The organism is Nocardia sp. NPDC050175 (assembly GCF_044459885.1).
Taxonomy (GTDB): Bacteria; Actinomycetota; Actinomycetes; order Mycobacteriales; family Mycobacteriaceae; genus Nocardia.
The window spans coordinates 1-26,102 of record NZ_JBITJI010000025.1; the positions used below are offsets into that span (position 1 = coordinate 1).

Below are 26,102 nucleotides of genomic sequence, written 5' to 3' on the forward strand. Positions count from 1 at the left end.
GACGTGCACCTAAAGCCGGGTACGGCACACGACGCGCCCAGCACTACTCACGGGAAAATGTGGATAGGTCTTCAGCTTCTATGGGCTGTCCACCTCTGGAGTCCTGAGAAGCACTTGCCCGGATAGGTGCACCTTTTCGAGGATCTCTGGGTGTACTGATTCGGGTTGGTCTACTGAGAGATCTCCGGTGGTGTTCTGTCCCAGAGGTTTTCGACTGGTTCATCGGATGACCTGAGTAGTGCTGGGCACGTCAGGTGGGGTACCCGGCCTTCTCTTCCGCAACTTGTGATGGGCAGCGTGTGGGTTCCAGCGTGAGGACTGGCTGTGGTCCGGTTGAAAGATGCTGGGGAAATCGAGGCGAGTCAAAGGGTTGTTGGGTGGCATCGAGGCGAGTCAAATGGTTGCTGTTGAAGATCTTTTAGCGACCATTTGACTCCCCTCGAATGCCGGGCCAGGGGTGGGTGGTTGAGTTAGCGGGTGGGTGCTGACGGGTTGAGTGTTTACGAGGCCATTCGGGTGCGGCGCGATGTGCGGGCGGAGTTCACCGGGGAGCCGGTGGACGACGTGACGCTGTGGCGGATCCTCGAGGCCGCGCATCGGGCGCCGAGCGTCGGGAATTCGCAGCCGTGGGATTTCGTGGTGGTGCGGGATCCGAGCACGCTGCGCAAGTTCGCGGATCACGTGGCGGACAAGCGGATCGAGTTTCGTGCCGGCCTGCCGCCGGAGCGCGCGGCCACCTTCGAGCCGATCAAGATCGAAGGCATCATCGAGAGCGGCACCGGCATCGTGGTCAGCTACGACCATGGTCGCGGCGGGCCGCAGGTGCTCGGCCGCGCCACCGTTCCCGAAACCGGCGTCTACTCCGCCGTACTCGCGATCCAGAACCTCTGGCTGGCCGCCACCGCGGAGGGCATCGGCGTCGGCTGGGTCTCCTTCTACGACCCCGAATTCCTCACCGACCTAGTCGGCCTGCCCGAGGGCATCCACCCCGTGGCGTGGCTCTGCGTCGGCCCCGTCCACGAATTCCAGCAGACCCCCGACCTGGAACGATTCGGCTGGCGCACCGGCCGCCCCCTGCACGATGCCGTCCACCACGAGACCTACCGCGGCTGACGCACACTTCCCCATGTCCCGCATACCTTTCCGTCCGCGCGGTGGTGTGTGGCAGATCACGGGATGAATGTGCGCTCGACCGAAAGCGCGAGGATTCGCCGCCTGAGCGTTTGGGTACGCCAAAGACGGATCCATCTCGGACAATGGATTCTTTCTCGGACGCAACGTTTTTCAGGCTCAGGAGGTTTGCCATGGCCAACGTCGACGCCGTACGGCTGTCGAATGAGCTCGGCATCGATCTCGCGTCCGCCATGCTCCGCCTGCGCCGGGAAGCCCTCCCCGGCGAAACCAATCACGACACCTGCCTGCGCATCATCGCCAGCGAAGGCCGCAAACCCCAGACCGCCCGGCGCACATACACCGGCTACGGCATCCGCCCCACCGCGGACGGCACGATCCCGGTGATCCCTCCGGACCGACCGCAACGCCCGCGGTAGCGCAAGCCGGAGGGGTCAGACGCGTTCGAGCACTGCCGAGGCTCCGATGCCGCCTGCGGCGCAGATGCCAAGCAGCGCAGCGTTTTTGCCGGTCCTGGCGAGTTCGTTCGCCATGGTGGTGACCATTCGGGCGCCGGTGGCGCCGAACGGATGGCCGAGCGAGACCGAGCCGCCGTGCACGTTGAGGGTGTCGATGTCGATCTCGCCGACGGCGGTGTCACGGTCGAGGCGGGACTTGGCCCACTCGGTACTGCCCAGCGCGGCGAGTACGGACAACGTTTGCGCGGCGAAGGCCTCGTGGATATCGACGAAATCGATGTCGCTCAACGACATTCCGGCCTTGTCCAGCGCACGCGGCATGGAGATCGCCGGCCCGATGAGCACCTGATCGGTCGGATCGACGCTGACGTAGCTCCAGGAGCGGAACGCGGCGAGCGGCCGATAGCCGAGCTCCAGCGCCTTCTCCTCACTCATCAACAGCACTGCGGAAGCGCCGTCGGTGAGTGGACTGGCGTTGCCAGCGGTAACCGTGCCGTTTTCGGCGAACACTGGCTTGAGTTTCGATAGTTTTTCGATGCTGGTGTTGCCGCGTACCAATCCGTCGCGGTCGATCTCGGTGCCCTCGGGGGTGCGCACCCGCAGCACCTCGTCGTCGAATCGGCCCGAATCGATGGCCGCGGCGGCACGGTGATGCGAGCGGGCGGCGAACTCGTCCTGATCGGCGCGGCTGATGCCGTGGATGCGGGCCATCTTCTCGGCCGACTCCCCCATCACCTCGCCGGTGGTGCGCTCGGCGATCTTCGGCCTGCTCGGCAGCAGATCGGTGAACGGCGCGAGCTGCGCGACCGCGGACAGGTAGTCCTTCGGCTTCGGCTTGCCGAGGGCCAGCGGCGCCGCGGCATGCACCACCTTCTGCGGCAGTTTCACCTCGGCGTTGGAGGTGGAATCGCTGCCGCCCGCGATCATGATGTCGTATTCGCCGCGCTCGATCGCGGCCGCGGCGGAAGTCACCGCCTGCAGGCCGGAGGCGCAGGCCCTGGTCACCGTATATCCCTCACAGCCCGGATCGAGCCGCAGGTCGAGGGCGATCTCCCTGGCGATGTTCGGCGCCGCGCTCGGCAGGATGACCCCGCCCCACACGATCGCCTGCACCTGCGCGCCGGGCAGCCCGGTCCGCTCCAGCAGGCCACGGACCGCGGCATCGGCGAGCGCGATGGAATCCATGCGCGTGTATCCGGTGAACGCACGCACGAACGGCGTACGCGCACCGGACACGATAACGGCACGGCGAGCAGCCTTGGTGGCCATGCGATTTCCTTTCGAGAGATCTATGACCACCAAACTTACTCCATAGTAAGTTCACCGTCGACCCCCTTCGCCGACGGTGATCCCGTGCGCAGCGGCGATCCCCTCCATCGTCGCTGGTTCCGGCCTGTCACGCGCCGTTGCGCAACAGACCGGAGGCGCCCGTCCCGACGAACGCCCCTGCTCGTCTCGGAACGCTCTCCAGAAACCGAAGTCGGGATGCGACTCGGCGCATCAGAACAGTAGCAATATTGCCACCAATTTTTCAAACACTTTCTATTGATTTGCCTTTGCCCCTGCTCGCGCCTACCCTTGAGTGCACTATGCATAGCCCTTCGGAGCTGTCGCGGCGCCAGAAGAGATTCGGCCGAATCATCAAGGAGCGCCGGGACGAGCTCGGACTCACGCAGTTACAGATCGGCGACCTCGGCGGGCCATCGGCACCGACGATTCGCAAGATCGAGGACGGCGACGCAGCGATCAGCACGACCACGCTGAACAAACTCGACGCGCCGCTGCGCTGGCTGCCGGGCAGTGCCGCGCGAACCTATGCCGGCGGCACCCCCGCCGTCGCCGACCCCGCGCCGCCCGCCCGTCACCCCGGCGAGTCCGTCGTGGCGGGCCCGGACTCGATCCGCTTCGAAATCGCCGACCTCACCGGCCTTCTCGCGACCGCGGGCCGGCTCAACGACGCCGTCGAAAAGGGCAGCGCGACCGACCCGCAGCTGGTCGCCGCGATCGGCGAACTCAACCGGGTGGTCTCCACTCTGTCCGCGCGCTACGCGACCACCATGCTGGAACGCAACGGCGGCCCTGGCCGAGTGCTCCACCCCCTCGTCGAAATGGCGTTCGCGCACCTGCTCGAGGTGCCCGCCGAAGCCAGCGACGCGACCGAACTACAGGAACGGCGCTACCGGCGCTGGCTGGCGGGACGCTCGGAGGACGTGGATGCTGCGACAGAAGGTCAATTCCAGGCACGCTGGCTGGCTGCCAACCTGGCCACGACCGCGAGCCGAAACGGTGGGCACTGAGGTGACCGAGATGGCAGATGACGCGCGGGCCAACGGGAAACTCACGCTGAGCCACAAGATCAACCGGCTCTTCGCGGTGGTGCATCCACGCTCCGCGCCGGAGCGCAGCAATGCGACGGTGGCCGAGCTGGCAGGCGACTACCTGCGCCGGGTCGTCCCGGCCAGCCAGCTCGAGCGACTACGCAGCGGCGAATTCGACGGCGAGAACGCCGCAGGCACAGTCGAACCGGAGCTGCTCGCGGCCATCGCGCAGACCTTCGGTGTTGCCGCCGACTACCTCACCACCACCGGTCCGGCCGCCGCGGCCATCGACCGCGAGCTCGAGCTGCTCGCGACCATGCGCGATGCCAATGTCTCCAGCATCGCGCTGCGCGGTTCCAACATCGATCAGTCGATTCTGGCCAGGATCATCGAGAGCACCGATCGCCCCGTACCGCCGAGTCGGTAATATCGCTACCTACACGGGGGCAACGAGCTTGCTGTAGGAGATCGATCGCATGGCCATGCAGGCCCGATTCCGGAACCTGACCCGGGATGTACCGATACCGCACCCATGGGATCTGTCGGGCTATCTCGACGATGTCGCGCGGTATCGTGGCCGGAGCATCACCCTGCTGCCGATCGATACCGCGCTGCTCGCGGGCACCGGATGCGGCACCGGCAGCGGACTCTGGATCGCCAAGCAGGACAGCGATGTCATCGTCTACGGCGCGGACACCACCGAGTGGCACGCCGAGCACATCATCGTGCACGAGCTCGGCCACATGCTGCTCGGTCACGGCCCGGAGCAACCGGCCGACGGCGAACCCGCGCCGACCACGCCGACGGTGGCCGCGGTCGCCGAACTGCTGCCGTCGATCTCGCCGGAATCCATCGCGCACGTCCTCGGCCGCACCGATTACGGCACCACCCGCGAACGCGACGCCGAGACCTTCGCCGACATGGTCATGCTGCACGCCATGCGGCCACCGCGCCGAGACTCGTTGCTACACCGGACCTTCTTCCGCGACCGCCGTCGGTGAACTCCCCCGTCCCCGCGCTGCTCGCGGTGCCGGTGATCGTCTTCGCCGTCGCGGTGGCCCTCGGGCGTTTCGCGCTGCTCAGCAGCACCGCGATCGACCGCCTGCTCAATCGCACGCTGGCCTGGACCGCGCTGTCGCTGGTGCTGCTCGAGCGGGGCTTCGCGCCGCGGTTCGGCAGCCTGCTGCACCAGCTGTCGATGGGCGCCACCATGCTCGCCATCGCGAGCCTCTACGGCGCCGCGATGCGGTGGGCCGGCGCCGACCCGCGCCTTGCCACGCGCCGCCAGCACTACTTCGACCTGGCCGCCGCCGGGTCCGTGCTGCTGATCCTGATCATCGGCACGCCCTATCGGCGGGCCGGGACGCTGCTCGGTCAGGACAGCAGCTGGCAGGAGTTCGTGGTGTCGGCGGTGATGTGGATTCCGCTAATCGCGGTGGGCACGCTGGTCTGGCGGGTCGGCCTGCGCGAACTACGCGGCGGCGACGTGACGCGGTATGAACGCATCGTCTTCTCCGCCCTGCTGGCCACGCCGTTCATCGCGGGCGCAGGCCTGCTCAGCTCGATCGCCCGGCACACCGGGCATTGGCAGGCCGACGATCCACACCTGACCCGTTGGGCCGCACCCAATTTCGGCACGGTATTCGTGCTGGCCGCGATGCTGGCCGTCCCGCTGGCCGAGCTGTTGTCGGCGCGCACCGGCTGGGACCGAACCGGTCGGCACTGCCGTCGACTGCGGCCGCTGTGGCGCGATCTCACCGCGGCGGTGCCCGAAATCGTGCTTCCCGCAACGGGTTCGGTCCCGCCGGACGCACGCCTGTTCCGCATGACCGTCGAGATCCGCGACGCACTGATGCAGCTGCAGCGGTACCTACCCGTCGATCACGCGACGGAAGTCGGCCCACCCAGCAGTGCGCGCTACGCCCGGCAGCTGCGGCAGGCGATCGCGGCCAAACGCAACGGCGGCGCACCGAGCACGGCCCCGCATGTCGCCGGTCGCTTCGGCGCACCGTCGAGCGATATCGACTCGGATATACGTCGCCTGCTCGACCTCGCACGGGCTTGGAACAACGCGAAACGCCCACGGCGACAACGGGTCTGACGTAATCCGTAGCGAAGCCGAGCCTAGGCGGTGAATGATCACTTCGACCGAAGCAGGTCTCCGGGCACCCAACTCGAGCGTTGACTGCCCGGAGCGGCGGATGGGGTGGGAACCCTGGACTATGCGAGCCGGATGAGGCCGTAGTCGAAGGCGTGCCGACGATAGACAACCGACGGTCGGTCGGTCTCTCGGTCTTGGAAGAGGAAGAAGTCATGGCCGACGAGTTCCATCTGGTAGAGGGCGTCGTCGACGGACATCGGGGTGGCGGTGTGCACCTTGGTGCGAACGATATGGCCGGGTCCGGCCGCGTATTCGGAGTTTTCCAGCAGTTCGTCGGGGCGACGGCGCGCGTCGCCGTCCGGGTGGTCGTGCGCGGTGCTCGCGCCGTTTCCGTTCGGCTCGACGAAGAGCGAGTCGTCCACCAGATCGGCGGTCGCCTGGGCCACGGAGACGGGGGTCTTGTCTCCGTAGTGCACCTTGCGGCGATCCTTGGTGCGGCGCAGGCGGCTCTCCAGCTTCGCCGTCACCGACTCGAGCGCGGCGTAGAAACTGTCGGCGCAGGCCTCGGCCCGCACGATCGGGCCCTTGCCGCGCGCGGTGATCTCCACCCGCTGACAACTCTTGCGCTGCCGACGATTTCGCTCGTGGAACAGCTCTACGTCGAAAATGAAAATGGACGGATCGAAACGTTCGAGCCGGGAGAGTTTCTCCGCGACATAGATTCGAAAATGATCCGGAACTTCGACATTGCGACCCTTGACCACGACGTCCGCGCGGGGCGTCTTGGTTTGGTCCGCAAGGGATTGTTCGGTCACGTCCAAGGTGCTGTCATCCAACACCGAAGGAGCGGCGTCTTGCACTGAAGGTCGTGAAGAAGTCGTCACGCGTACCTCCCGAATATGGCCGCACAGACAACGTGCGTGCGGCGGGAATGAGCCGTGCCGATCGACGATCTCTCGGCACATGATGTCCGAGGCGCCACCTCCAAACTCCCGGTTCGGGTGTGTGATCGCGACGCTAGTACGACATCGGGGAGTGCGCCAGTGTTCACGCAAATTTCCCGGAGTCAAGCAGCACAGGTAACCAGTACGGCGTGTGGCCGCAGGCCGATCCGAGCCAGCGCGCGCACCGACTCACGGGCCGTCGCACCGGTTGTCAGCACGTCGTCGACCAGCACGACCTCGGCGTTTTCCGGAATCCGCAGCCCGGCCCCGCGGCCGGGTATTGTGGTGACACGACCACCGAGATTGTGAGCCCGCTCACCGGGTGTCAAGCCCACCGAATCACGCACACCCCACCACACCCGCAACAGAGATACCACCTGGCTATCAGGCAGCCAACTCGCGGCTACCCCCGCCATCCGGAGCACCGGATCGCCGCCGCGCCTGCGCGCCGCGACCTTCCGGCTCGGCGCGGGCACCAGCAGCAGTGGCCGATCCCCGGCCCGTAACCGCGCGAGCGCACCGGCGAGCGCCAGCCCGAGCGGCTCGGCCAGATCCCGGCGCCCATCCTCTTTGGCCGCGAGCACCGCCCGCCGCCCCGGCCCTGCGTACGGCCCGAGCGCCCAGCACGGCACCCCGGGATCGGTTCGAGGCCACACCCGCGTCGGCGGACCCGCGAGTGCTGCCGCGCATTCGGCGCACCAGCCGGTACCGGCGCCGCGGCAGCCCGCACACGCGGCGGGCAGGATCAGATCCAGCAGGGTCCGCATCGCCCGAGTGTGCGCGCACCCACCGACAAGGTCAGCACGCCAAGCCCGGCAAACCGCTGATTCCGTTGCAGCAGAACGGTTTACACTGTCCGAACGGACTCAGCCCGGCAGCACCGGGACGGCGTTCGCGCCGAGCCCCGGCACCTCACGCCAGTACGGCTCGCCGCCATCCGGATTACTGGTCAGCTCCAGCACCGCACGAGAATCGGCGGCGTACTGGTGTTCCGGGGTGGCACTGACCTGCCGCACCGGCGCGGTCAGGTTCCGGCTGGTCTGCGGGATCGGCTGCGAACCGTCGATCGACACGGTGCCGACCGGGTCGACATTGCCCTCCCTGGAGATGATCAACCGGTCGCTGCCGAACCACGACAACGACACGGCGGCCGCACTCGAATTAACGCCGACCGGCAGCGGCGAGGCCAGCGCGAAACCGCCACCCGGCTTCGGAATGACCACCGCGACATAGACTTTGCCGTCGGCGATCAACGCGGCCCGCACGCCGGTACGGGAGATCCGCAGCTCGGTGATGGGCGCGCGGAAGGTCGAGCCCGATCCCGGGGCGGTGAGCGCCGAGGTGTCCACGTCCTGGACCGAGACGGTGTTGGTGGTCCGGTCGTTGACCGCACGGATCACCCGCTCGCCGTCGATGACCGCCCACGCGGCAGTACCGTCGATGTTCCAGGACGGCCGGGTGATGCTGTTGCCCGCCTGGACCGGAATCGCGTTGCCGCCGTAGGTGCCGATCATCAGGGTGCGCGGCGGTTCGTCGGGCCGCCCGGTATCGGCGACGCCGGCGACCAGCTGACTATCCGGCGAAAGCGCCGCGGACAGCAGGTTGTTCACGGTGCCGAAGTAACCAGGCGCGGGCGCGATGGGCGCGTTGTTCTCCGGCACCTGCACCAGCGCGCCACCGCGCAGCGCGTGCAGGCCGATCTGACTGTTGCCCAGCGTCGGCTGGCTGTACTGCTGAACATCGGCGACCGACCAGCCGCTGCCGGTGAACCGATCGTCGAACGGTTTGCCGTCGGCGAGCAGCACATAGGGGCCGGGCACGTCCGCGCCCGCGAGGGTGAGCACCACCTGCGCGGCGAGTAACTCGCGATCGTGCGGGTTGAGCGCCGAGGCGCCGGCGAAGTCGATCTTCACCCCGCCGAGCCCGACGCCAACCTCATCCGGATCGCCGTTGGCCTTGGTGATCGGGCCGCGCAAGGTGATCGGCGCGGCCAGCTCGTTGCGCAGCACCGGGGCGAGCGCGGGCTGGGTGCCCTCGCCGAGCATGCCGAGCAGTCGCTGGGTCAGCTGTGCCTTGGGCACGGCGGCCCAGCGCAGGTCGGGGACCACGACGCTGCTGGTCGGATCGACGAAGTAGAGCACGTAGCGCCGGTACGACTTGCCGAACGCGATCGCGTCCATCACCACACCGTCGGGCAGCTCGTCGATGCGCCACTCGTCGTTGACCTTGGTCATCTCGATCTTGTTTTCCAGTGGCGGGTCGGCCGAGGCCCGGTACGCGCCGTTGCTGTCCAGGTCGGCGACCTTGCGCGCCCGGATCCGATAGGTCGCCTTGTCGCCGGTGCGCGACTCGCGCAAGGTATCCGGCTTCTCCACGATCGTGGTCCCCGCGGAATCGTCCCACTGCGCGGCGGCCGACGGGGTCATGTACTGGCGGGCCGCCAGGTGCCGGTTGGTCGGGTCGGCGGTGGCCAGCAGGAAGTCGCGCAGCAGCAGATCGGGATCGCGGCCCTGGATGGGGGCGGGCGGTCCCTCCGAGGTCGGCTCGCGGTTGATGGTGCCGAGCGCCTGCGGCGCCGAGGATTCCGGCAGGCTCGCGCACCCGGAGAGCACGACCAGCGCGGCGAGGGCCGCCGCGCCGAACGCGAACAGCCGCTGCCTCTTCGCCGAACCGGCACGCCTGCTCATGAAACCCCTTCCCCGGGACGCGGCGCCCCCGTCGGAGCTGCGCATCGGATGACTCTGGCCGGGCGGGTGACGCCGACTCATGACGGTACGTCTCCCGATTTCGGCACCGCGTCGACCCCCGCCTGCGACGGCCTGCCCGCCGACGACCCGTTCCCGCTCGCCGGTGCCGCCGCGCCGTCGCCCGGTGTCGTATCCGGTTCCGGCTCAGCCGAATTCGGCACGACCTCCAGTTCGACCTGCCGTACGACGGTCTGCTTGCGAATGGGTTCCAGCGAGAGCGGGCTCGCGCCGAGCTTCTTGCCGCGCACCAGCGGCAGCGTCAGCCGGAAGCTCGCACCGACGCCGACCTCGCCCCAGGCTTCCAGCCTGCCTTCGTGCAGGTTCGCGTCCTCGACGCTGATCGACAGGCCGAGGCCGGTGCCGCCGGAACGGCGCATCCGGGACGGATCCGAGCGCCAGAACCGGTTGAAGACCAGCTTCTCCTCGCCGGGCCGCAGGCCGACGCCCTGGTCGCGCACCACCACGGACACCGCGTTGGCGTCGCCGTCGCCGCGCATCCGGATCAGCACCGGCTTGCCCTCGCTGTGATCGATGGCGTTGGCGAGCAGATTCCGCAGCACCCGCTCGACCCGGCGCGGATCCACCTCGGCCACCAGCGGGTCCTCCGGCAGATCGATGACGACCTCGACACCGGCGTCCTTGGCCAGGTGCCGCACCGTCGAAATGGCCGCCCGCGCACACATCCGCACGTCCAGCGATTCGACCTGCAGTTCGGCGACGCCCGCGTCGTGGCGGCTGATCTCGAGCAGATCGTTGAGCAGGCCCTCGAACCGGTCCAGCTCGTTGACCAGCAGCTCCGCACTGCGGGCCAGCGCCGGATCCAGATCGTCGCTGCTGCCGTGGATCAGGTCCGCAGCCATCCGCACGGTGGTCAACGGGGTGCGCAGCTCATGGCTGACGTCAGAGGTGAACCGGCGCTGCAGGTTTCCGAATTCCTCCAGCTGGGTGATCTGGTTGGACAGGCTCTCGGCCATCTCGTTGAACGCCTGCGCCAGCCGCGCCATGTCGTCCTCGCCGCGCACCAGCATGCGTTCCTTGAGCCTGCCGTCGGCGAAACGACCGGCGATCCGCGCCGCCGACCGAATCGGCAGCACCACCTGCCTGGTCACCAGCGCGGTGATCGCGGCAAGCAGAACGAGCAGCACGATGCCGCCGATCAGCATGGTGCCGCGCATCAGCGACAGGCTGCGCGCCTCGCTGGCCAGCGGGAAGATGAGATAGATCTCGAGCGTCGGCACTTCGGTGCTCGGGCTGCCGATGATCAAGGCGGGCCCGTGATACCCGCTCGAGTCCGAGACGGTGGTGAACTGGCGGCTGACCTGTCCGCGCCGCACGAAGTTGCGCAGCTCGTTCGGCACGTCCTGGATCGGCCCGGCGTTGACCTCCTGCTGGCTGCTGCTCACCATCACCAGCGCCACGTCGTAGCTGCCCGCGACGCCGGTCTGCGGGCTGCCGTCGCTGGACAACGCGTTGCGCGCCTCTTTCAGCTGGGCGCCGGTGTCGTGCGTGCCGACCAGCTGACTGTGAATCGCGTTGCGGGCGCGACCCATCTCCTCGACCGCCGCGTTGATCTTGGTGTCCAACATCCGGTTGGTGATCTGATCGGTCAGCACCACACCGAGAATCGTGATCACGATCAACGACAGCGTGATGGTCGAGACCGCGACCCGCAGTTGCAGCGACCGCTGCCACAGGTGGCCGAGCAGCGTGCCCAGTTCGGTGAACCGGGCCCCCACCGCGGCCAGTCGCCGCTCCAGTTGGTTTCTGGAGCGATCGGTCACTGCCACGCCTCGTCGGCGCTCGATGCCTCCGTCCGCACGAACGCTGCCACGGATCGCGCACCGCGACCGATCACGGCGGTCCGGCCTTGTAACCGACGCCACGCACGGTCAACACGATCTCCGGATTCTCGGGATCCTTCTCGACCTTGGCGCGCAGCCGCTGCACATGCACGTTCACCAGTCGGGTATCGGCGGCATGCCGGTAGCCCCAGACCTGTTCGAGCAGCACCTCGCGGGTGAACACCTGACGCGGCTTACGCGCAAGCGCGACAAGCAGATCGAACTCGAGCGGCGTCAGCGAGATCTGCGCGCCGCCACGAGTCACCTTGTGCGCGGGCACATCGATCACGATGTCGGCGATGGATAACAGCTCGGCGGGCTCGTCCTCGGTGCGGCGCAATCGAGCGCGCACCCTGGCGACGAGTTCCTTCGGCTTGAACGGTTTGACGATGTAATCGTCGGCACCTGACTCGAGTCCGAGCACCACGTCGACCGTGTCGGTCTTCGCGGTGAGCATCACGATCGGTACCCCGGAATCGGCCCGCAGCACGCGGCATACATCGATGCCGTTCATGCCGGGCAGCATCAGGTCCAGCAACACCAGATCGGGGCGGATCTCGCGAACCGCCGCCAGGGCCTGTGTGCCGTCGCCGACCACATGCGGGTCGAACCCTTCCCCGCGCAAGACGATCGTGAGCATCTCTGCGAGTGCCATATCGTCGTCGACGACCAGAATCTTCGGCTTCATAATTACTATGTTGTCATCTCCCAGGCCAGGATCGGGCTGCCACGCCAACACTGGTGTGAACCCGCCGCACATCTAACCCTAGCGGGTAATCAAATCGGCCAATCGCGCAGCCAGCGTGGCTGGATCGTCACCTGATCGGAATATCCACCACGGCCCATACCAGTTCCGTTGAGCGAGCCCACGGTACACCGCGCCGGTGCGGTGCTGCAGTCCGCCATCGCGTTCGTACGCGTCGAGCGCCCGGCTGTCGTCGAGTTCGCCGCGCCTGCGCGCTCGTTCGGCGGCGAGCTCCGGCGAGACATCGAGCAACACCTGCAGCGCTGGTGTCGGCAGCTCGAACCGCTCGTACTCCAATTCGCCTATCCAGCTGACGATTTTGCCGTCGGCGGGCTGCTCGAGCCGGGCCGCGTTGTAGGCGGCGTTGGAGGCGACGTACCGGTCGAGCAGCACGATGTCGTTGTCCGCCAACAACTTCGTCAACTCGTCGCGGGCGTCGGCTCGATCCAGCGCGAATAGCAGCGCCATCGCGTTGACCGATGCGGCGAGATCACCGTGCTCGCCGTGCAGCGCCTCCGCCGCGAGATCGGCATGCACCGAACGCCCGTACCGCGGAAAGGCCAACGAGTCGATCAGCAGTCCGGCAGCACGCAATTGGGTACTGACCTCCTCGGTCAACGTCCGCTTACCCGCCCCGTCCAGCCCCTCGATAACAACCAGCACACCCATGCCGAGCAGGCTACCTGCGCCCCACCCCCGACCGAAGGCGCCCTCCACCCCGTCTACCAGGATGAAGGGCGTCTTCGGTCACTTAGAGCGATTGACCGAAGGGCGCCTTCTGGTGGTCTGGCGGGGTGAAGGGCGCCTTCGGTCGGGTGGTCAGTAGCGGTAGTGCTCCGGCTTGTACGGGCCGTCGACGTCCACACCGATGTACTCGGCCTGATCCTTGGTGAGCTTGGTCAGCTCGCCGCCGAGCGCCTCGACGTGGATCTTGGCGACCTTCTCATCGAGGTGCTTGGGCAGGCGGTAGACCTCGTTGTCGTATTCGTCCGGCTTGGTCCACAGTTCGATCTGCGCGATCACCTGGTTGGAGAAGCTGTTGGACATCACGAACGACGGGTGGCCGGTGGCGTTGCCCAGGTTCAGCAGGCGGCCCTCGGACAGCACGATGATCGCCTTGCCGGACTCCTTGAAGGTCCACTCGTCGACCTGCGGCTTGATGTTGATCCGGGTCGCGCCGGAGCGCTCCAGGCCTGCCATGTCGATCTCGTTGTCGAAGTGACCGATATTGCCGAGGATCGCGTGATCCTTCATCGCCTTCATGTGGTCGAGGGTGATGATGTCTTTGTTGCCGGTGGAGGTGATGACGATGTCGGCGTCGGCGATCGCGCCGTCCACGGTGACCACGTCGTAGCCGTCCATCAGCGCCTGCAGCGCGTTGATCGGGTCGATCTCGGTGACCTGCACCCGGGCGCCCTGTCCGCCAAGCGATTCCGCACAGCCCTTGCCGACGTCGCCGTAGCCACAGATCAGCACCTTCTTGCCGCCGATGAGCACATCGGTGCCGCGGTTGATGCCGTCGATCAGCGAGTGGCGGGTGCCGTACTTGTTGTCGAACTTGGACTTGGTGACCGAGTCGTTGACGTTGATCGCCGGGAACACCAGCTCGCCCGCGGCGGCGAACTGGTACAGCCGCAGCACGCCGGTGGTGGTCTCCTCGGTGACGCCCTGCACCGAATCGGCGATGGCGCTCCACTTGCCCTTGTCGGTCTCGAAGCGCTCGCGCAGCAGGTTCAGGAACACCGTGTACTCGGCCGAGTGGCTCTCGTCCGCCGGCGGCACGACGCCCGCCTTCTCGAACTGCGCGCCGCGCAGCACCAGCATGGTGGCGTCACCGCCGTCGTCGAGGATCATGTTGGCGGGCTCGTTCGGCCAGGTGAGCATCTGCTCGGCGGCCCACCAGTACTCCTCCAGGGTCTCGCCCTTCCAGGCGAAGACCGGGGTGCCCTTTGGCTCGTCGATGGTGCCGTGCGGGCCGATCACGATGGCGGCCGCGGCGTGATCCTGGGTGGAGAAGATGTTGCACGAGGCCCAGCGGACCTCGGCGCCGAGCGCGACCAGGGTCTCGATCAGCACGGCGGTCTGCACGGTCATGTGCAGCGAGCCGGAGATGCGGGCCCCGCGTAGCGGCAGCACCTCGGCGTATTCGCGGCGCAGCGCCATCAGGCCGGGCATCTCGTGCTCGGCGAGCCGGATCTCCTTGCGGCCGAATTCGGCCAACGCCAGATCTGCCACCTTGAAGTCGATGCCATTACGGACATCGGCGGTGAGTTCAGTTCGGGCGCCAAGTTCTGAGGTCGTCATAGCCTCTGTCTGCCTCTCCTGGAATGTCGGTACCAACACGCAAGGTTAATCGCTGGCGCGGCGGATGGGTACACCGTACTCACCCTTGCTAGCTTGGCGCGATGCCGAACCTCCGCGCCATAGTCACAGCCGCTGTCGCCGGGTCCCTCGTCCTCGGTGTGAGCGCCGCCTGCGACAGCCGATCCGACTCGTCATCGGCTACCGCGCCGCGAACGGTGGAGCTGCAGGCGCACCGCGGTGGCCGCGGGCTCACCGTCGAGGAGTCGCTGGCCGGCTTCACCAAGGCGATCGAGCTCGGCGTGAGCACGCTGGAATTGGACATCGTGCTCACCAAGGACAAAATGCCGATGATCTGGCACGACCCGACCGTGCTCGCGACCAAGTGCGCGGACACCGCGCCAGCGCTGCCGGACGATCCGCAGTTCCCCTACGTGGGCAAGCTGGTGCACGACCTGACCTACGCGCAGACCCAGACGCTGGACTGCGGCAAGACCCTCACCGATTTCCCCGGCCAGCAGGCGGTGCCAGGCAACCGGATAGCCACGCTGCCCGCGCTGTTCGATCTGGTGAAGACCTACCGTGGCGCGCACCTGCGCTACAACATCGAAACCAAGGTGGAGGCCGACCATCCCGAGCAGTCGGCGACGCCGCAGGAGTTCGTCGACGTCATTCTGAGCACGGTCGCCGCGGCGGGCGAGACCGGCAATGTCGACATCCAGAGCTTCGACTGGCGGTCACTTCCGCTGGTGCGCAAGGCGAATCCGGCGATCCCGACGGTGGCGCTCTATGACGACACCACGTTCGTCGCTGGCTCGAAGTGGCTCGGCCCGATCCGCTACGAGGACTTCGCGAGCGATCCGCTCGGCGCGGTGAAGGCGCTCGGCGCCAATGCCGCCTCGCCCGGTTACTCGGCCCCGTACGGCAAGAAGGCGGGCGAACCCGGCTTCGGCCTGGTGGCGGACAAGGCTTACGTCGAGCGCGCGCACGAGCTGGACCTGCGGGTGATCCCGTGGACGGTGAACGACAAGGCCACCATCGCCGCGCAACTCGACACCGGCGTGGACGGCGTGATCACCGACTACCCCGACCGCATGCGGGAGGTATTGCAGGAGAAGGGTTTGCCCCTGCCTCCTGCCTACCACCGCTGAGCCGGGGCAGCCGGACGACTACGCGGCGCCGGACTCCGGCACGTCGGACTCCGCCGAATCCTGCTGCGCAGTGGCCGAACCCGCCTGCGCCGCATTCGCCTGGGCCGCGTTCGCCTGGGCCGCAGCGGTCAGCGTCGCGACCGTGCCGTACTGCTCCAGCAGGCGACGGCGCTTGCGCGGATGGATATTCGCCTTGGTGATGTCGCCGTCGTAGTGCTCGAGCACCCGATGGTCCATGATCGCCCGCCACACCGGCGGCACGATCGCGAACAGGATCATCGTCGCGTACCCGGCGGGCAACTGCGGCGCCTGCATCGAACTGCGCAGCGTCTGGTACCTGCGGCCGGGATTGGCGTGATGGTCGCTGTGCCGCTGCAGATGGAACAGGAAGATGTTGGTGACCAACCGATCGCTGTTCCAGCTGTCGCGCGGCGAGCAGCGCGCGTAATTCCCGTTCGGGCGCTTGGCCCGCAGCAGGCCGTAGTGCTCGATGAAGTTCACCGTCTCCAGCAGCGACGCGCCGATCACGGCCTGCAGTATCAGCCAGGGCAGGATGCTGATACCGAAGATCGCCATCATCGTGCCGAACAGCACGATGCTCATCGACCACGCCTGCAGGATGTGGTTGTGCACGCTGAACCAGCGCAGGCCTTTTCGCTCCAGCCGCACCCGCTCCAGCTCGATGGCCGAGCGGAAGCTACCGAACACACTGCGCGGCAGGAACTCCCACAGCGTCTCGCCGAGCCGGCCGCTGGCCGGGTCCTCCGGAGTCGCCACCCGCACGTGATGTCCGCGGTTGTGCTCTACGAAGAAATGTCCATAGAACGACTGCGCCAGCGCGACCTTGGCCAGCCAGCGCTCCGCATGCTCGACGCGATGGCCGAGCTCGTGCGCGGCGTTGATGCCGATGCCGCTGACGAAGCCGAGAGTGGCCGCCAGGCCTAACTTGTCGACGATGCTCAGCTCGTGCCCGGCCCACATGGCGCAGGCGATGAGCAGGCCGAGCAGTTGAACAGGAAGGAAAAGATAAGTGCACCACCGGTAGTACCGGTCGTTGCTCAGCAACTCGTAATCCTCATCGCGCGGATTGGTGCCGTCCTCGCCGACAACCCAGTCCAGGACCGGGATGACGATCAACACGATGATCGGACCGATCCACCAGAACACCTTTGCGCCCGTTTGCAACACGAGTTGCGAGGGCAAGAGAGCGCTCAGTGGAGCGATCAAGCCGAAAACCCATAAGTGACGTTTGGGATCTGTAGATACCGCCGGTTTGCCAACCGTTTGCACGTTTGCCCCGCTAAATAGGAACCCTAACTCCGATGTACGAGAATAGTTCCAGACTGTACGGGCGATTCGCAGAACTTGGAGGCCGAAACGTGATGAGGGTTACATCCATGGCAGTTGGTTTTTAAGCGGGCTCACATGTGCTTGAAGTACTGGCTTACTTAGTGCAAACAGACTGGCCTTCTTCAGGGTTCGATCAGTGATCGATCCGGGCCGCCAGAATCGCCTCGACGTACGGACTCAGCAACGCACTCAACTCACCCGGTGCGTCGCGTCCCGGATCCGGCGGCGTGGGGATGTAGCTCATCGCGATGCGAACGAGCGCGTGCGCGATGATGTCCGATTCGGCCGCGGTCGCCGACACCCAGCTGTGCTGAAAAGCCAGCGACAGTCGACCGGTCGCTTGGTCGAGCAACGGCCCAGCATCGAGGGTGATGAGCCGCAACAGATCCAATTTCACCTCGCCGGCGAGCAGTGATTGCACCAGCGGATCGGCGGCGGCGTCAACAAAGAAATTGGTCATTCCCTCACGGAACGCCGCACGCACATCACCGACATTGCCGGTGATGGCCGCGTCCACGTGATCGACCAGATCGTCGGCCAGGCGCAGCGCGTAGGACTGCGCGAGGCCACTGCGGGAACCGAACTCGTTGTAGAGCGTCTGCCTGCTGACCCCGGCCTTGGCCGCCACATCACCGAGGGTGATCTTGGACCAGTCCCGTTCGGTGAGTAGGTCGCGCATCGCCCCGAGGACCGAGGCGCGCAAGAGTTCACGCGCCGCCTCCTGATAGGGGATGCGGGTTCCGGAGCGCGGCATACCGGCGACACTGTCACGGGCGGTTCCCGCAGTCAAAACCTCACGACCGTTCTATTTCGACCATGTAGAAGTCGGCCTTGGCCGCGCCGCAGTCCGGACAGGTCCAGTCGTCGGGGATATCGTCCCAGCGGGTACCCGCCACGATCCCGTCCTCCGGCCAGCCGAGCGCTTCGTCGTATTCGAAGCCACATTGAATGCACTGAAAAAGTTTGAAGTCGTTCTTCATTTGACAGCTCCCACCTGTTCGAAGTCGATCTTTTCCCGGACACCACAGTCCGGACAGGCCCAGTCCTCCGGAATTTCCGCCCACGGTGTTCCGGCGGGAAATCCTTCGTGCGGCGCACCTTTGGCCTCGTCGTAGACGTAATCACAGACGGGGCAGCGAAATTTATTCATGCCTGCACCTCGCCGGTCGCGACACCGCCTCGGTAGCGGGCGATGACCTTGTCCCGCTTGGCCGGGTGGATGTTCGCGCGCGTGATGTCCCCGTGATAGTGCGCGAGCACCCGCTTGTCCATCACCCGGCGCCACAGCGGCGGGAAGTAGGCGAGCAGGATCATGCTGGCGTAGCCGCTGGGCAGGTTCGGCGCACCGTCCCAGCTGCGCAGCGTCTGGTAGCGCCGGGTCGGGTAGGCGTGATGGTCGCTGTGCCGCTGCAGGTGGTACAGGAAGATGTTGGTAACGATGTGGTCACTGTTCCAGCTGTGCACCGGCGCGGGCCGCTCGTACCGGCCCGACGAAGTGCGTTGCCGGACAAGGCCGTAGTGCTCCAGGTAGTTGACCGCCTCGAGCAGGCTGAAGCCGATCACCGCCTGCAGCACCAGGTACGGCAGCAAGGCGATCCCGAATACCGCGACCAAGACCGCGTACAGCACCGCCGACATCAGCCACGCGCTCAGCACCTCGTTCTTCGGGCTCCACCATTTCTTGTCCAGCCGCGCCAGGCGCGCCTTCTCCAACCGCAACGACGACGTCAGGCTGCCCCACACGGTGCGCGGCCAGAAGGCCCAGAAGCTTTCGCCGACACGGGAACTCGCCGGATCCTCCGGCGTCGCGACACGTACGTGATGGCCGCGATTGTGCTCGATATAGAAATGCCCGTAGCACGACTGGGCCAGCGCGATCCGGGAAAGCCAGCGCTCCAGCTGAACCTTCTTGTGCCCCAATTCATGTGCGGTATTGATGCCGATGCCGCCGAGCATGCCGACGGTGATCGCCAGGCCGATCTTGTCGACCAGGTGCAGGCCGCCGTCGAAGCCGAGCCAGCTCACCTGGTCGGCGGTGATCAAATAGCAGGCCATGATCAGCGAGGCGTACTGGAACGGCAAATACAGATAGGTGAGATAGCGGTAGTACTTGTCGTGCTCCAGGTACTCCATCACCTCGTCCGGCGGATTGTCCCCGTCGGGACCAAAGAAGATGTCCGCCAACGGAATCAGGATGTACACCAGAATCGGCCCGAGCCAGAACGGCACCTGAGCCAGCCGGTGCCAGCCAATAGCATTGAGCGCCAGTATGAGTGGGATGCCGATCGTGAAAAGGCCGGTCGGGGCGAACAATCCCCACAGCCACATATAACGCTTGCGATCGCGCCAGTCCGGGGTGGACACCGGCTGCGCGGACGTGTCGGCCGCTGTCGACATCGTTGTCTCCAATCCAAAAGCCGCACGTCGCGTATGACGTGCGTTACCTCTGAAATGGACGATAGAGATCGATTTGTCGTTTGTCTAGACAAATCTGCCGATTTGTAAAGCGATGTGGGCGACGAAGACGCAAACACCCCGGTCGGCGCAGTGCCCGACCGGGGTGTTGGTTGTCGAGGGGTGTTACCGCAGCAGCACGTCGGCGTTCGCGGGCAGCGTGTCGACCGGCCACCAGCGCAGGTCGGTGGACTCCGCGCTGCGCACCGGGACGGCGCCCGAGGGCGCGGTGATCCGGAACAGCAGATCGAGATGCCTGGTCGGCACGCCGAGCGAGCAGGTGATCGGATGCGCCTGCGCCCCATACAGTTCCGGCTCCAGCCGGAGCCCGTCGATGCCCGACTCCTCGGTCGCCTCGCGCAGCGCGGCGCCGGCCACCGTGTCGTCACCCTCCTCGCAGTGGCCGCCGAGCTGGATCCAGCTGCCGACCCGAGGATGCAGGGTCAGCAGCACCTCGCGTTCGTCGTGCGAGAAGACCACCGCCGAGGCGGTGATGTGCCCAGGCACGTGCTCGCGCAGGCAGCCGCGCGGCGCCGACCCGAGGAACGCGAGCATCGCCTGCCGCAGCGATTGGTCGGAACCCTCGGTGGGAGACCAGGTTTCGAGCAATCCCGTGGCCGAAGCGTGCAGCGAATCCGCGGTCACAATTCGACCAGGCCGAAGCCCGAGCCTGGCACCGGACGAGGCGTGAGCTCTTCCAGCGGATGACCGATGGCAATGGCACCCAACGGATTCCAGTCGTCATCGACGCCGAGCACGTCGCGGGTGATCTCCGGCGCGAAGATGGTCGAGCCGATCCAGCAGCTGCCGAGCCCCTCGGTGGCCAGCGCGACGAGCAGACCCTGCACCGCCGCGCCGACCGCGACGTTGAACATGGTGCGCTCGTTCGCGCGCCGCCGCTCGTCCGGATAGTCGTGCGCGCCGTCCGGCACGCAGAACGGAATGATCACCTCGGGTGCGTCGAAAAGGATTCGGCCACGGGCGATTCGGCGCTCCACCCGCTCGGGCTCGAGCCCGTCGGCGGCGAGGTCGACGCGCCACTTCTCCGCCATCGCCTCGAGCAGCCGAGTACGCAGACCCGTCTTGCGCAGCCACACGAAACGCACCGGCCGGGTGTGGTGCGGCGCGGGCGCGGTCAGTGCCACCGCGACCGCGGCACGCACGCGCTCGGGATCGACCGGGGTGTCGGCGAACTGGCGGATCGAGCGACGCAGCAGAATCGCCTCACGGCGCCCCTGCTCGATCGCCTCGGCGGTGCCGAGCCAGAACAGGTCGTCGACGCCGCCGCGCAACAGATCCGCGGCGCTCGACCCGTCGTCGGTGATCGGCAGCCCGCGCACCACCGCGACCGGCACGCCGCCGAGCTTGCCCTTCACCAGATCCGCCGCGGCGGCCAGCTCGTCCGCGATCGCCACCTGGGTGACGTGCAGCTCGTTGCCCTGCCCGTCGACCGCGCCCGCGTAGTCGTGCAGCACGCGCAGGCCCGAGGAGCCGATCGCGGTGTCGGTCTGGCCATTTCGCCAGGCCCGGCCCATGGTGTCGGTGATGACCACGGCGACCTGGATGCCGAGCCGCTCGGCCAGCGCCGACCGCAAGGCCTTCGCGCTGGCGTCGGGGTCGGCGGGCAGCAGAACCAGTTCGCCCTGTTCGACATTGGAGCCGTCGATGCCGGACGCGGCCTGCACGATGCCGAGCTTGTTCTCGGTGATCAGGGTGCGGCCCTTGCGCGCGAGCACCCGCACCGCCTCCTGCTCGACCAGCGCGCGACGCATCGTGTCGCGCTCCTCCGGATCCAGCGGCGCCTCGACGATGCGCCCCTCGACCTTGGCGACGATCTTGCTCGTCACCACGAGCACGTCGCCATCGACCAGCCAGGGCGCTCGGTCGGCGATGTGCTTGGCGAGATCGTCGCCGGGCCGGAACTCGGGCAGTCCGGTGATCGGCAGGATGCGCAGCTCGCCTGCCCCGTGATCGATGGTCATTACGGTTTCACTCCCGCGAGGTCCAAGGCCTCCCGCACCATCTCGGCGGTGGTCGGCGGATCGGTCATCAGCAGCGGCACGCTGCGTACTTCGACACCGGGCACATCCGCGGTATCGGTGGTGTGGATGAGCCAACCATCCAAAATGCCGGTGGCCGAACGGGCCCCGTAGTAGCGGCCGATCGCCTCGGCGGTCGTCTCGACGCCGATCACCGACAGGCACTCGTCGGCCATCCCGCGCAGCGGCTTTCCGTCGATCACGCCCGAAATCCCGATCACCTTGGCGTCGGTGGTACGCAACGCGCCGCGAATACCGGGCACCGCCAGGATCGCGCCGATGCTCACCACGGGGTTCGAGGGAGCGAGCAAGACCACATCCGCGGACTCTATGATCTCGATCACATTTGGGCCCGGTTTGGCGTCCTCTGCCCCAATTGTGGCGAATCCATGGGTCTCGATGTTCGCCCGATAGCGAACCCACCACTCTTGGAAATGGATCGCCTTACGTTCGCCAGGGTTGTCCGGGTCGCTCACAACCACATGCGTTTCACACCGATCGTCGGTTGCCGGGATCAGTTTCACGCCCGGCTGCCACCGGTTGCAGAGCGCCTCGGTCACCGCGGACAGCGGGTACCCGGCACGCAACATTTCACTTCGAACCAGGTGCGTGGCGAGGTCGCGATCGCCGAGGCCGAACCAGTCCGGCTGCGCGTTGTACTTCGCCAGCTCTTCCTTGGCGTGCCAGGTCTCGGCGGGCCTGCCCCAGCCGCGCTCGGTATCGATGCCGCCACCAAGGGTGTACATGCAGGTATCAAGGTCAGGACAGATCCGGAGGCCATGCATCCAGACGTCGTCGCCGACGTTCACGATCGCGGAGACATCGGCATCGGGCAGCAGTTCCCGGACGCCCTGGAGGAAGCGGGCGCCGCCGACACCCCCGACCAGGACGGCAATCCGTGGCCCGCCGACGGGTTCGGTGTCCGCTTGAAGGGAAGTCACATCCGCACAGCCTATGCGCTGCCGGACCGGGCGATGTTCGGGCCATAGTTGCTGGTCATTTGCCCTACTCCGACTCAAGATCATCTTCGAAAGCGTTCGCGGATAGTAACGGAATAGCGACGGCCGCTTGACCATCGACACGTCCGGCGTGTCTAATCACAGTCATGTCATTTCGGGTTCGCGCGAGAGTGCAAGGCGCGAACGGCTTTTCGAACAGATGTTCGCATCGAGATGACGAGCTCGGGGACGTCCGCGGGACAACGTCGCGGGGTATGGCCGTCGGTAAGCGTGTTGGTCCGACGGATCGAATCATTCTGCGCTAACACACAGTGAGGAGGCGGAGCGATGGCCAACGAGATGGTCTCGCCGACCGATTCCACAGCAGGCGCAGCACGTGGCGTCTGCGCAGACAACGGCTGGATTGAACGTGAGGGGGGTGACGAAGTCTTGACGCCCGGGCACAGCACGGGCGACGAAACGTCGACGCCCCGGCTCAGCCTGGTCGTCACGGGCTTCGACGAGATGTTCGAATCCATCGAAGAGCAGTGGCAAGAGCGTGCCCTGTGCGCGCAGACCGATCCGGAGGCGTTCTTCCCAGAGAAGGGCGGCTCGACTCGCGAGGCGAAACGGATCTGCATGGGCTGCGAGGTGCGCGACGAGTGCCTGGAATACGCACTCGCCCACGATGAGCGCTTCGGCATCTGGGGTGGCCTCTCCGAACGCGAGCGCCGCCGCCTGAAGCGTGGCATCGGCTAGAAAAGACTTGGGTTGACCCCCGAGTTATCCGCAAGCGCGACAAGTCGCCACGGCGACAACGATTCTCGCGAGACACGGGTAGCTCCGGGGGTACGCCCGAGCCCCCGCCCGCAGTCCGTCGGCAGGCACCGCGACCGACTGGGGCAGCACTGGGTGCGCAGGCGCCGGGCGGGCTGACTAGGTTTTACTCATGGCACGTTCCCGGAATCGTCGTCCGCCGACCGCACGGTCGGTGATCCGCCGTGGTCGCGGGGTACGTGGGCCGATGTTGCCGCCCACCGTGCCCGCCTGGCGCACCCGCGGGCAGAAGTTCGATCGGCTGGTGCTGGAGGCGTTCGCCCCGCTGGACACCCGCTGGCACGACCGGCTCACCAAACTCGATATCGCGGTCGACGATGTACCGAAAATCCGTCCGCTGCACCCTGATTCGGTCACCTGGCCGGACGAGGTGGTCGCCGACGGACCGGTGCCGCTGTCCCGGCTCATCCCGGCGGGCGTCGACCGGCACGGCACGGCGACCCGCGCCCGGGTGGTGCTGTTCCGCAAGCCACTCGAGTTGCGCGCCAGCGATCCCGACGATCTGGTCGACCTGCTGCGCGAGGTCCTGGTCCAGCAGATCGCCACCTACCTCGGCGTCGATCCGGACATCATCGATCCCGAACCGGAGTAAAAATCCACCAAGCCGCGCGCACCTCGGTAACGAATGTTGTTGCGAGCAGCGATAACTGATTACCGACACCGCGTGCGCGGCCCGCAGACCGCGCACCGACCCGGCCTCGGGTGCCAGCACCCGGCCCGAAGCCCTTCGCCCGGCATGCGGCAGCCGCCGCGTGACGGGAGTTTTTGCCCGAATCCTGAGCGTGTCTATCCACATCGGCACGCCGGGAGGGTTACTCTCATCGGCGTGATCCCCATGCGTCGTTGCTGCCGTCCCGGTTGCAAGAATCCGGCCGTCGCGACGCTCACCTATGTGTACTCGGACTCGACCGCCGTTGTCGGACCGCTCGCGACCGTCGCCGAACCACACTCCTGGGATCTCTGCGAAACACACGGCTCCCGCATCACCGCCCCGAAGGGCTGGGAAATGGTTCGCCACGAAGGCGGATTCTCCTCCAGCACACCGGATGACGACGACCTGACCGCGCTCGCCGAAGCGGTCCGCGAGGCAGGCCTGCGCCGCCGACCGCCGGAGCAAGACCAGCGCGGCTATCGCGACTACGCGCCGCCGCCGCAGCGCACCACCCGCACCGGCCGCCGTGGCCATCTGCGGGTACTCCCCGACCCGCCTTCCTGAACAAAGCAAGGACCGGGTCAAACCCGCGCCGTGTACCCATTAGGGTGGTGGGCATGACAGTCGCCCGCTCTGCCGAATTCGTAAACGCGGTGATCAAGGCTTACGACGTTCGCGGTGTGGTCGGTGAACAGATCGACGCCGAATTCGTCAGGGACATCGGCGCATCGTTCGCGCGGCTGATGCGCGCCGAGGGCGCGACGCGCGCCGTCATCGGACACGACATGCGCGACTCCTCCCCCGAGCTGTCCAACGCCTTCGCCGACGGCGTGCTCGCCCAGGGCCTCGACGTGGTGCACATCGGGCTCGCGTCCACCGATCAGCTGTACTTCGCCTCCGGCAGCCTGAACTGCCCCGGCGCCATGTTCACCGCGAGCCACAACCCGGCCCGCTACAACGGCATCAAGATGTGCCGCGCCAAAGCCATTCCGGTGGGCCAAGACACGGGCCTGGCCACCATCAAGACCGAGGTCGCCGAGGGCGTGCCCGGCTACGACGGACCGGCGGGCAGCGCGACCATCGTCGACCTGCTCGCCGATTACGCGACCTTCCTGCGCAACCTGGTCGACCTGTCCGCGGTCCGCCCGCTCACCATCGCGGTGGACGCGGGCAACGGCATGGGCGGCCACACCGTGCCCGCCGTGTTCGACGCGCTGCCGCAGGTGACCATCGTCCCGCTGTACTTCGAGCTGGACGGCTCGTTCCCCAATCACGAGGCCAACCCGCTCGATCCGAAGAACCTGGTCGATCTGCAGGACCTGGTGGTGAAGTCGGGCGCCGATATCGGACTCGCCTTCGACGGCGATGCCGACCGCTGCTTCGTGGTGGACGAGAAGGGCGACCCGGTGTCGCCGTCCACCATCACCGCGCTGGTCGCCGAGCGCGAGCTGGTCAAGGAACCGGGCGCGGTCATCATCCACAACCTGATCACCTCGCACGCGGTGCCCGAGCTGGTCACCGCGCTCGGCGGCACGCCAGTGCGCACCAGGGTCGGCCACTCGTTCATCAAGCAGCAGATGGCCTCGACCGGCGCGGTATTCGGCGGCGAGCACTCCGCGCACTACTACTTCCGCGACTTCTGGGGCGCCGACTCCGGCATGCTCGCGGCGCTGCACGTGCTCGCCGCGCTCGGCGAGAAGGACCGCCCGGTGTCGGAGCTGATGGCGGCCTATGAAACGTATGCGGCCTCCGGAGAGATCAATTCCACAGTGCCGGACGCAAAGGAGCGGACGATGGCTGTGGTGGAGGCATTCGGGGATCGGACGGTCTCGGTGGATAGGCTGGACGGCGTGACCATCCAGCTGGCCGACAACGCCTGGTTCAATCTCCGCGCGTCGAATACCGAACCGCTGCTCAGGCTCAACGTCGAAGCCCGATCGCCGGAGGAAGTAGACGCACTCGTAACCGAGATTCTGAGCATCGTCCGATCCTGACTGGGATAGTGGAATTACGGCGGATGGAATCACATGCTCAGGATTCGACGAAGGGCTGGGAAGTAGACGGCTCAGCCCGATGCCGAGATTCTGAGCATCGT

The 26,102-nt window shown here is 66.7% G+C and carries 27 protein-coding genes; 11 read left to right on the top strand and 16 right to left on the bottom strand.

Features of this window, described 5'->3' with window-relative positions; genetic code table 11:
- Nucleotides 1–492 precede the first annotated feature (492 nt).
- Together bluB and ACIBK2_RS45315 are read left to right on the top strand one after the other, a co-directional pair.
- Complete coding sequence (gene bluB / locus ACIBK2_RS45310) at nt 493–1,113, top strand: 5,6-dimethylbenzimidazole synthase (RefSeq protein ID WP_396977403.1); 621 nt, start codon at nt 493–495, stop codon at nt 1,111–1,113.
- 191 nt (nt 1,114–1,304) lie between these two features.
- A complete protein-coding gene (locus ACIBK2_RS45315; RefSeq protein WP_396977405.1) occupies nt 1,305–1,550 on the top strand; it encodes a hypothetical protein in 246 nt (81 codons plus the stop codon).
- Between the two features lie 15 nt (nt 1,551–1,565).
- Here the strand turns inward: ACIBK2_RS45315 and ACIBK2_RS45320 are convergent, their stop codons facing one another.
- On the bottom strand, nt 1,566–2,858 hold the full coding sequence (locus ACIBK2_RS45320) for an acetyl-CoA C-acyltransferase (protein WP_357380795.1): 1,293 nt from the start codon (nt 2,856–2,858) through the stop codon (nt 1,566–1,568).
- Nucleotides 2,859–3,178: 320 nt separating this feature from the next.
- Here ACIBK2_RS45320 and ACIBK2_RS45325 point away from each other — a divergent pair, with 320 nt between their 5' ends.
- The 4 genes from ACIBK2_RS45325 to ACIBK2_RS45340 are packed head-to-tail and all read left to right on the top strand — an operon-like array spanning nt 3,179 to nt 6,008.
- A complete protein-coding gene (locus ACIBK2_RS45325; RefSeq protein WP_396977407.1) occupies nt 3,179–3,886 on the top strand; it encodes a helix-turn-helix domain-containing protein in 708 nt (235 codons plus the stop codon).
- Nucleotides 3,887–3,896: 10 nt separating this feature from the next.
- Nucleotides 3,897–4,334 carry a hypothetical protein gene (locus ACIBK2_RS45330; protein WP_396977409.1) on the top strand — a complete coding sequence of 146 codons (438 nt, stop codon included), beginning with the start codon at nt 3,897–3,899 and terminating at the stop codon, nt 4,332–4,334.
- 49 nt (nt 4,335–4,383) lie between these two features.
- Nucleotides 4,384–4,908 (top strand): hypothetical protein, encoded by a 525-nt coding sequence (locus ACIBK2_RS45335; RefSeq protein ID WP_396977411.1) that lies wholly within the window; start codon nt 4,384–4,386, stop codon nt 4,906–4,908.
- Nucleotides 4,905–6,008: an MAB_1171c family putative transporter gene (locus tag ACIBK2_RS45340; RefSeq protein WP_396977413.1), complete on the top strand. Its 1,104-nt coding sequence runs from the start codon at nt 4,905–4,907 to the stop codon at nt 6,006–6,008. Before ACIBK2_RS45335 ends, ACIBK2_RS45340 begins: the two co-directional genes overlap by 4 nt.
- A 119-nt stretch (nt 6,009–6,127) precedes the next feature.
- Here ACIBK2_RS45340 and hpf read toward each other — a convergent pair whose 3' ends face one another.
- From hpf to ahcY, 7 genes are all read right to left on the bottom strand, one after another.
- On the bottom strand, nt 6,128–6,892 hold the full coding sequence (gene hpf / locus ACIBK2_RS45345) for a ribosome hibernation-promoting factor, HPF/YfiA family (RefSeq protein ID WP_396977415.1): 765 nt from the start codon (nt 6,890–6,892) through the stop codon (nt 6,128–6,130).
- Nucleotides 6,893–7,074: 182 nt separating this feature from the next.
- Nucleotides 7,075–7,719 carry a ComF family protein gene (locus tag ACIBK2_RS45350; RefSeq protein ID WP_396977417.1) on the bottom strand — a complete coding sequence of 215 codons (645 nt, stop codon included), beginning with the start codon at nt 7,717–7,719 and terminating at the stop codon, nt 7,075–7,077.
- Between the two features lie 99 nt (nt 7,720–7,818).
- Entirely contained in the window at nt 7,819–9,639 is a 1,821-nt protein-coding gene (lpqB, locus tag ACIBK2_RS45355) for an MtrAB system accessory lipoprotein LpqB (RefSeq protein ID WP_396977419.1), read from the bottom strand.
- Nucleotides 9,640–9,716: 77 nt separating this feature from the next.
- Nucleotides 9,717–11,486, bottom strand: a complete 1,770-nt coding sequence (gene mtrB / locus ACIBK2_RS45360) for an MtrAB system histidine kinase MtrB (protein ID WP_396977421.1) — start codon at nt 11,484–11,486, stop codon at nt 9,717–9,719.
- A 64-nt stretch (nt 11,487–11,550) separates the two neighbouring features.
- Entirely contained in the window at nt 11,551–12,228 is a 678-nt protein-coding gene (gene mtrA, locus ACIBK2_RS45365) for an MtrAB system response regulator MtrA (protein ID WP_069163595.1), read from the bottom strand.
- Between the two features lie 78 nt (nt 12,229–12,306).
- Complete coding sequence (locus ACIBK2_RS45370; protein ID WP_396977424.1) at nt 12,307–12,954, bottom strand: dTMP kinase; 648 nt, start codon at nt 12,952–12,954, stop codon at nt 12,307–12,309.
- Between the two features lie 150 nt (nt 12,955–13,104).
- A complete protein-coding gene (gene ahcY / locus ACIBK2_RS45375; protein WP_396977426.1) occupies nt 13,105–14,589 on the bottom strand; it encodes an adenosylhomocysteinase in 1,485 nt (494 codons plus the stop codon).
- Between the two features lie 101 nt (nt 14,590–14,690).
- Here ahcY and ACIBK2_RS45380 point away from each other — a divergent pair, with 101 nt between their 5' ends.
- The gene (locus tag ACIBK2_RS45380; protein WP_396977428.1) at nt 14,691–15,737 is read left to right on the top strand and encodes a glycerophosphodiester phosphodiesterase; all 1,047 of its coding nucleotides are present in this window, start codon (nt 14,691–14,693) and stop codon (nt 15,735–15,737) included.
- A gap of 18 nt (nt 15,738–15,755) precedes the next feature.
- Here ACIBK2_RS45380 and ACIBK2_RS45385 read toward each other — a convergent pair whose 3' ends face one another.
- From ACIBK2_RS45385 to cofD, 8 genes are all read right to left on the bottom strand, one after another.
- Nucleotides 15,756–16,925, bottom strand: coding sequence for an alkane 1-monooxygenase (locus tag ACIBK2_RS45385; RefSeq protein WP_396977430.1), 1,170 nt, complete (start codon nt 16,923–16,925; stop codon nt 15,756–15,758).
- 295 nt (nt 16,926–17,220) lie between these two features.
- The gene (locus ACIBK2_RS45390; protein ID WP_396977432.1) at nt 17,221–17,841 is read right to left on the bottom strand and encodes a TetR/AcrR family transcriptional regulator; all 621 of its coding nucleotides are present in this window, start codon (nt 17,839–17,841) and stop codon (nt 17,221–17,223) included.
- A gap of 40 nt (nt 17,842–17,881) precedes the next feature.
- Nucleotides 17,882–18,067 carry a rubredoxin gene (locus ACIBK2_RS45395; protein WP_396977434.1) on the bottom strand — a complete coding sequence of 62 codons (186 nt, stop codon included), beginning with the start codon at nt 18,065–18,067 and terminating at the stop codon, nt 17,882–17,884.
- Nucleotides 18,064–18,237 (bottom strand): rubredoxin, encoded by a 174-nt coding sequence (locus tag ACIBK2_RS45400; RefSeq protein WP_396977436.1) that lies wholly within the window; start codon nt 18,235–18,237, stop codon nt 18,064–18,066. The genes ACIBK2_RS45395 and ACIBK2_RS45400 overlap by 4 nt, the downstream gene beginning before the upstream one ends.
- Nucleotides 18,234–19,484 carry an alkane 1-monooxygenase gene (locus tag ACIBK2_RS45405; protein WP_396977438.1) on the bottom strand — a complete coding sequence of 417 codons (1,251 nt, stop codon included), beginning with the start codon at nt 19,482–19,484 and terminating at the stop codon, nt 18,234–18,236. Before ACIBK2_RS45405 ends, ACIBK2_RS45400 begins: the two co-directional genes overlap by 4 nt.
- Before the next feature lie 183 nt (nt 19,485–19,667).
- Nucleotides 19,668–20,186 carry an NUDIX hydrolase gene (locus ACIBK2_RS45410; RefSeq protein WP_396977440.1) on the bottom strand — a complete coding sequence of 173 codons (519 nt, stop codon included), beginning with the start codon at nt 20,184–20,186 and terminating at the stop codon, nt 19,668–19,670.
- Nucleotides 20,183–21,523, bottom strand: coding sequence for a coenzyme F420-0:L-glutamate ligase (locus tag ACIBK2_RS45415; RefSeq protein ID WP_396977441.1), 1,341 nt, complete (start codon nt 21,521–21,523; stop codon nt 20,183–20,185). Before ACIBK2_RS45415 ends, ACIBK2_RS45410 begins: the two co-directional genes overlap by 4 nt.
- Nucleotides 21,523–22,521, bottom strand: a complete 999-nt coding sequence (gene cofD / locus ACIBK2_RS45420) for a 2-phospho-L-lactate transferase (RefSeq protein WP_396977442.1) — start codon at nt 22,519–22,521, stop codon at nt 21,523–21,525. Before cofD ends, ACIBK2_RS45415 begins: the two co-directional genes overlap by 1 nt.
- 522 nt (nt 22,522–23,043) lie before the next feature.
- Between cofD and ACIBK2_RS45425 the strand changes: the two genes are divergently transcribed.
- The 4 genes from ACIBK2_RS45425 to ACIBK2_RS45440 all read left to right on the top strand — a co-directional run bounded on the left by ACIBK2_RS45425 (nt 23,044) and on the right by ACIBK2_RS45440 (nt 26,001).
- Nucleotides 23,044–23,277 (top strand): WhiB family transcriptional regulator, encoded by a 234-nt coding sequence (locus ACIBK2_RS45425; protein WP_029901515.1) that lies wholly within the window; start codon nt 23,044–23,046, stop codon nt 23,275–23,277.
- Nucleotides 23,278–23,467: 190 nt separating this feature from the next.
- A complete protein-coding gene (locus ACIBK2_RS45430) occupies nt 23,468–23,947 on the top strand; it encodes a metallopeptidase family protein (RefSeq protein ID WP_167768837.1) in 480 nt (159 codons plus the stop codon).
- 243 nt (nt 23,948–24,190) lie between these two features.
- The gene (locus ACIBK2_RS45435; RefSeq protein ID WP_150402868.1) at nt 24,191–24,571 is read left to right on the top strand and encodes a DUF3499 domain-containing protein; all 381 of its coding nucleotides are present in this window, start codon (nt 24,191–24,193) and stop codon (nt 24,569–24,571) included.
- A gap of 53 nt (nt 24,572–24,624) precedes the next feature.
- Complete coding sequence (locus tag ACIBK2_RS45440) at nt 24,625–26,001, top strand: phosphomannomutase/phosphoglucomutase (protein ID WP_396977443.1); 1,377 nt, start codon at nt 24,625–24,627, stop codon at nt 25,999–26,001.
- Nucleotides 26,002–26,102: the final 101 nt, after the last annotated feature.

What these genes read in the sequence shown, in the direction of transcription:
- ACIBK2_RS45330 (WP_396977409.1), top strand. Translation starts at nt 3,897, where the DNA reads ATGGCAGATGACGCGCGGGCCAACGGGAAACTCACGCTGAGCCACAAG.
- mtrA (WP_069163595.1), bottom strand. Translation starts at nt 12,228, where the DNA reads ATGAAGCCGAAGATTCTGGTCGTCGACGACGATATGGCACTCGCAGAG.
- ACIBK2_RS45425 (WP_029901515.1), top strand. Translation starts at nt 23,044, where the DNA reads ATGTTCGAATCCATCGAAGAGCAGTGGCAAGAGCGTGCCCTGTGCGCG.
- ACIBK2_RS45320 (WP_357380795.1), bottom strand. Translation starts at nt 2,858, where the DNA reads ATGGCCACCAAGGCTGCTCGCCGTGCCGTTATCGTGTCCGGTGCGCGT.
- ACIBK2_RS45390 (WP_396977432.1), bottom strand. Translation starts at nt 17,841, where the DNA reads ATGCCGCGCTCCGGAACCCGCATCCCCTATCAGGAGGCGGCGCGTGAA.
- ACIBK2_RS45380 (WP_396977428.1), top strand. Translation starts at nt 14,691, where the DNA reads ATGCCGAACCTCCGCGCCATAGTCACAGCCGCTGTCGCCGGGTCCCTC.
- ACIBK2_RS45350 (WP_396977417.1), bottom strand. Translation starts at nt 7,719, where the DNA reads ATGCGGACCCTGCTGGATCTGATCCTGCCCGCCGCGTGTGCGGGCTGC.
- ACIBK2_RS45335 (WP_396977411.1), top strand. Translation starts at nt 4,384, where the DNA reads ATGGCCATGCAGGCCCGATTCCGGAACCTGACCCGGGATGTACCGATA.
- ACIBK2_RS45405 (WP_396977438.1), bottom strand. Translation starts at nt 19,484, where the DNA reads ATGTCGACAGCGGCCGACACGTCCGCGCAGCCGGTGTCCACCCCGGAC.
- ACIBK2_RS45435 (WP_150402868.1), top strand. Translation starts at nt 24,191, where the DNA reads ATGCGTCGTTGCTGCCGTCCCGGTTGCAAGAATCCGGCCGTCGCGACG.
- ahcY (WP_396977426.1), bottom strand. Translation starts at nt 14,589, where the DNA reads ATGACGACCTCAGAACTTGGCGCCCGAACTGAACTCACCGCCGATGTC.
- ACIBK2_RS45415 (WP_396977441.1), bottom strand. Translation starts at nt 21,523, where the DNA reads ATGACCATCGATCACGGGGCAGGCGAGCTGCGCATCCTGCCGATCACC.
- ACIBK2_RS45440 (WP_396977443.1), top strand. Translation starts at nt 24,625, where the DNA reads ATGACAGTCGCCCGCTCTGCCGAATTCGTAAACGCGGTGATCAAGGCT.
- ACIBK2_RS45325 (WP_396977407.1), top strand. Translation starts at nt 3,179, where the DNA reads ATGCATAGCCCTTCGGAGCTGTCGCGGCGCCAGAAGAGATTCGGCCGA.
- ACIBK2_RS45395 (WP_396977434.1), bottom strand. Translation starts at nt 18,067, where the DNA reads ATGAAGAACGACTTCAAACTTTTTCAGTGCATTCAATGTGGCTTCGAA.
- ACIBK2_RS45400 (WP_396977436.1), bottom strand. Translation starts at nt 18,237, where the DNA reads ATGAATAAATTTCGCTGCCCCGTCTGTGATTACGTCTACGACGAGGCC.
- ACIBK2_RS45315 (WP_396977405.1), top strand. Translation starts at nt 1,305, where the DNA reads ATGGCCAACGTCGACGCCGTACGGCTGTCGAATGAGCTCGGCATCGAT.
- lpqB (WP_396977419.1), bottom strand. Translation starts at nt 9,639, where the DNA reads ATGAGCAGGCGTGCCGGTTCGGCGAAGAGGCAGCGGCTGTTCGCGTTC.
- ACIBK2_RS45430 (WP_167768837.1), top strand. Translation starts at nt 23,468, where the DNA reads ATGGCACGTTCCCGGAATCGTCGTCCGCCGACCGCACGGTCGGTGATC.
- ACIBK2_RS45370 (WP_396977424.1), bottom strand. Translation starts at nt 12,954, where the DNA reads ATGGGTGTGCTGGTTGTTATCGAGGGGCTGGACGGGGCGGGTAAGCGG.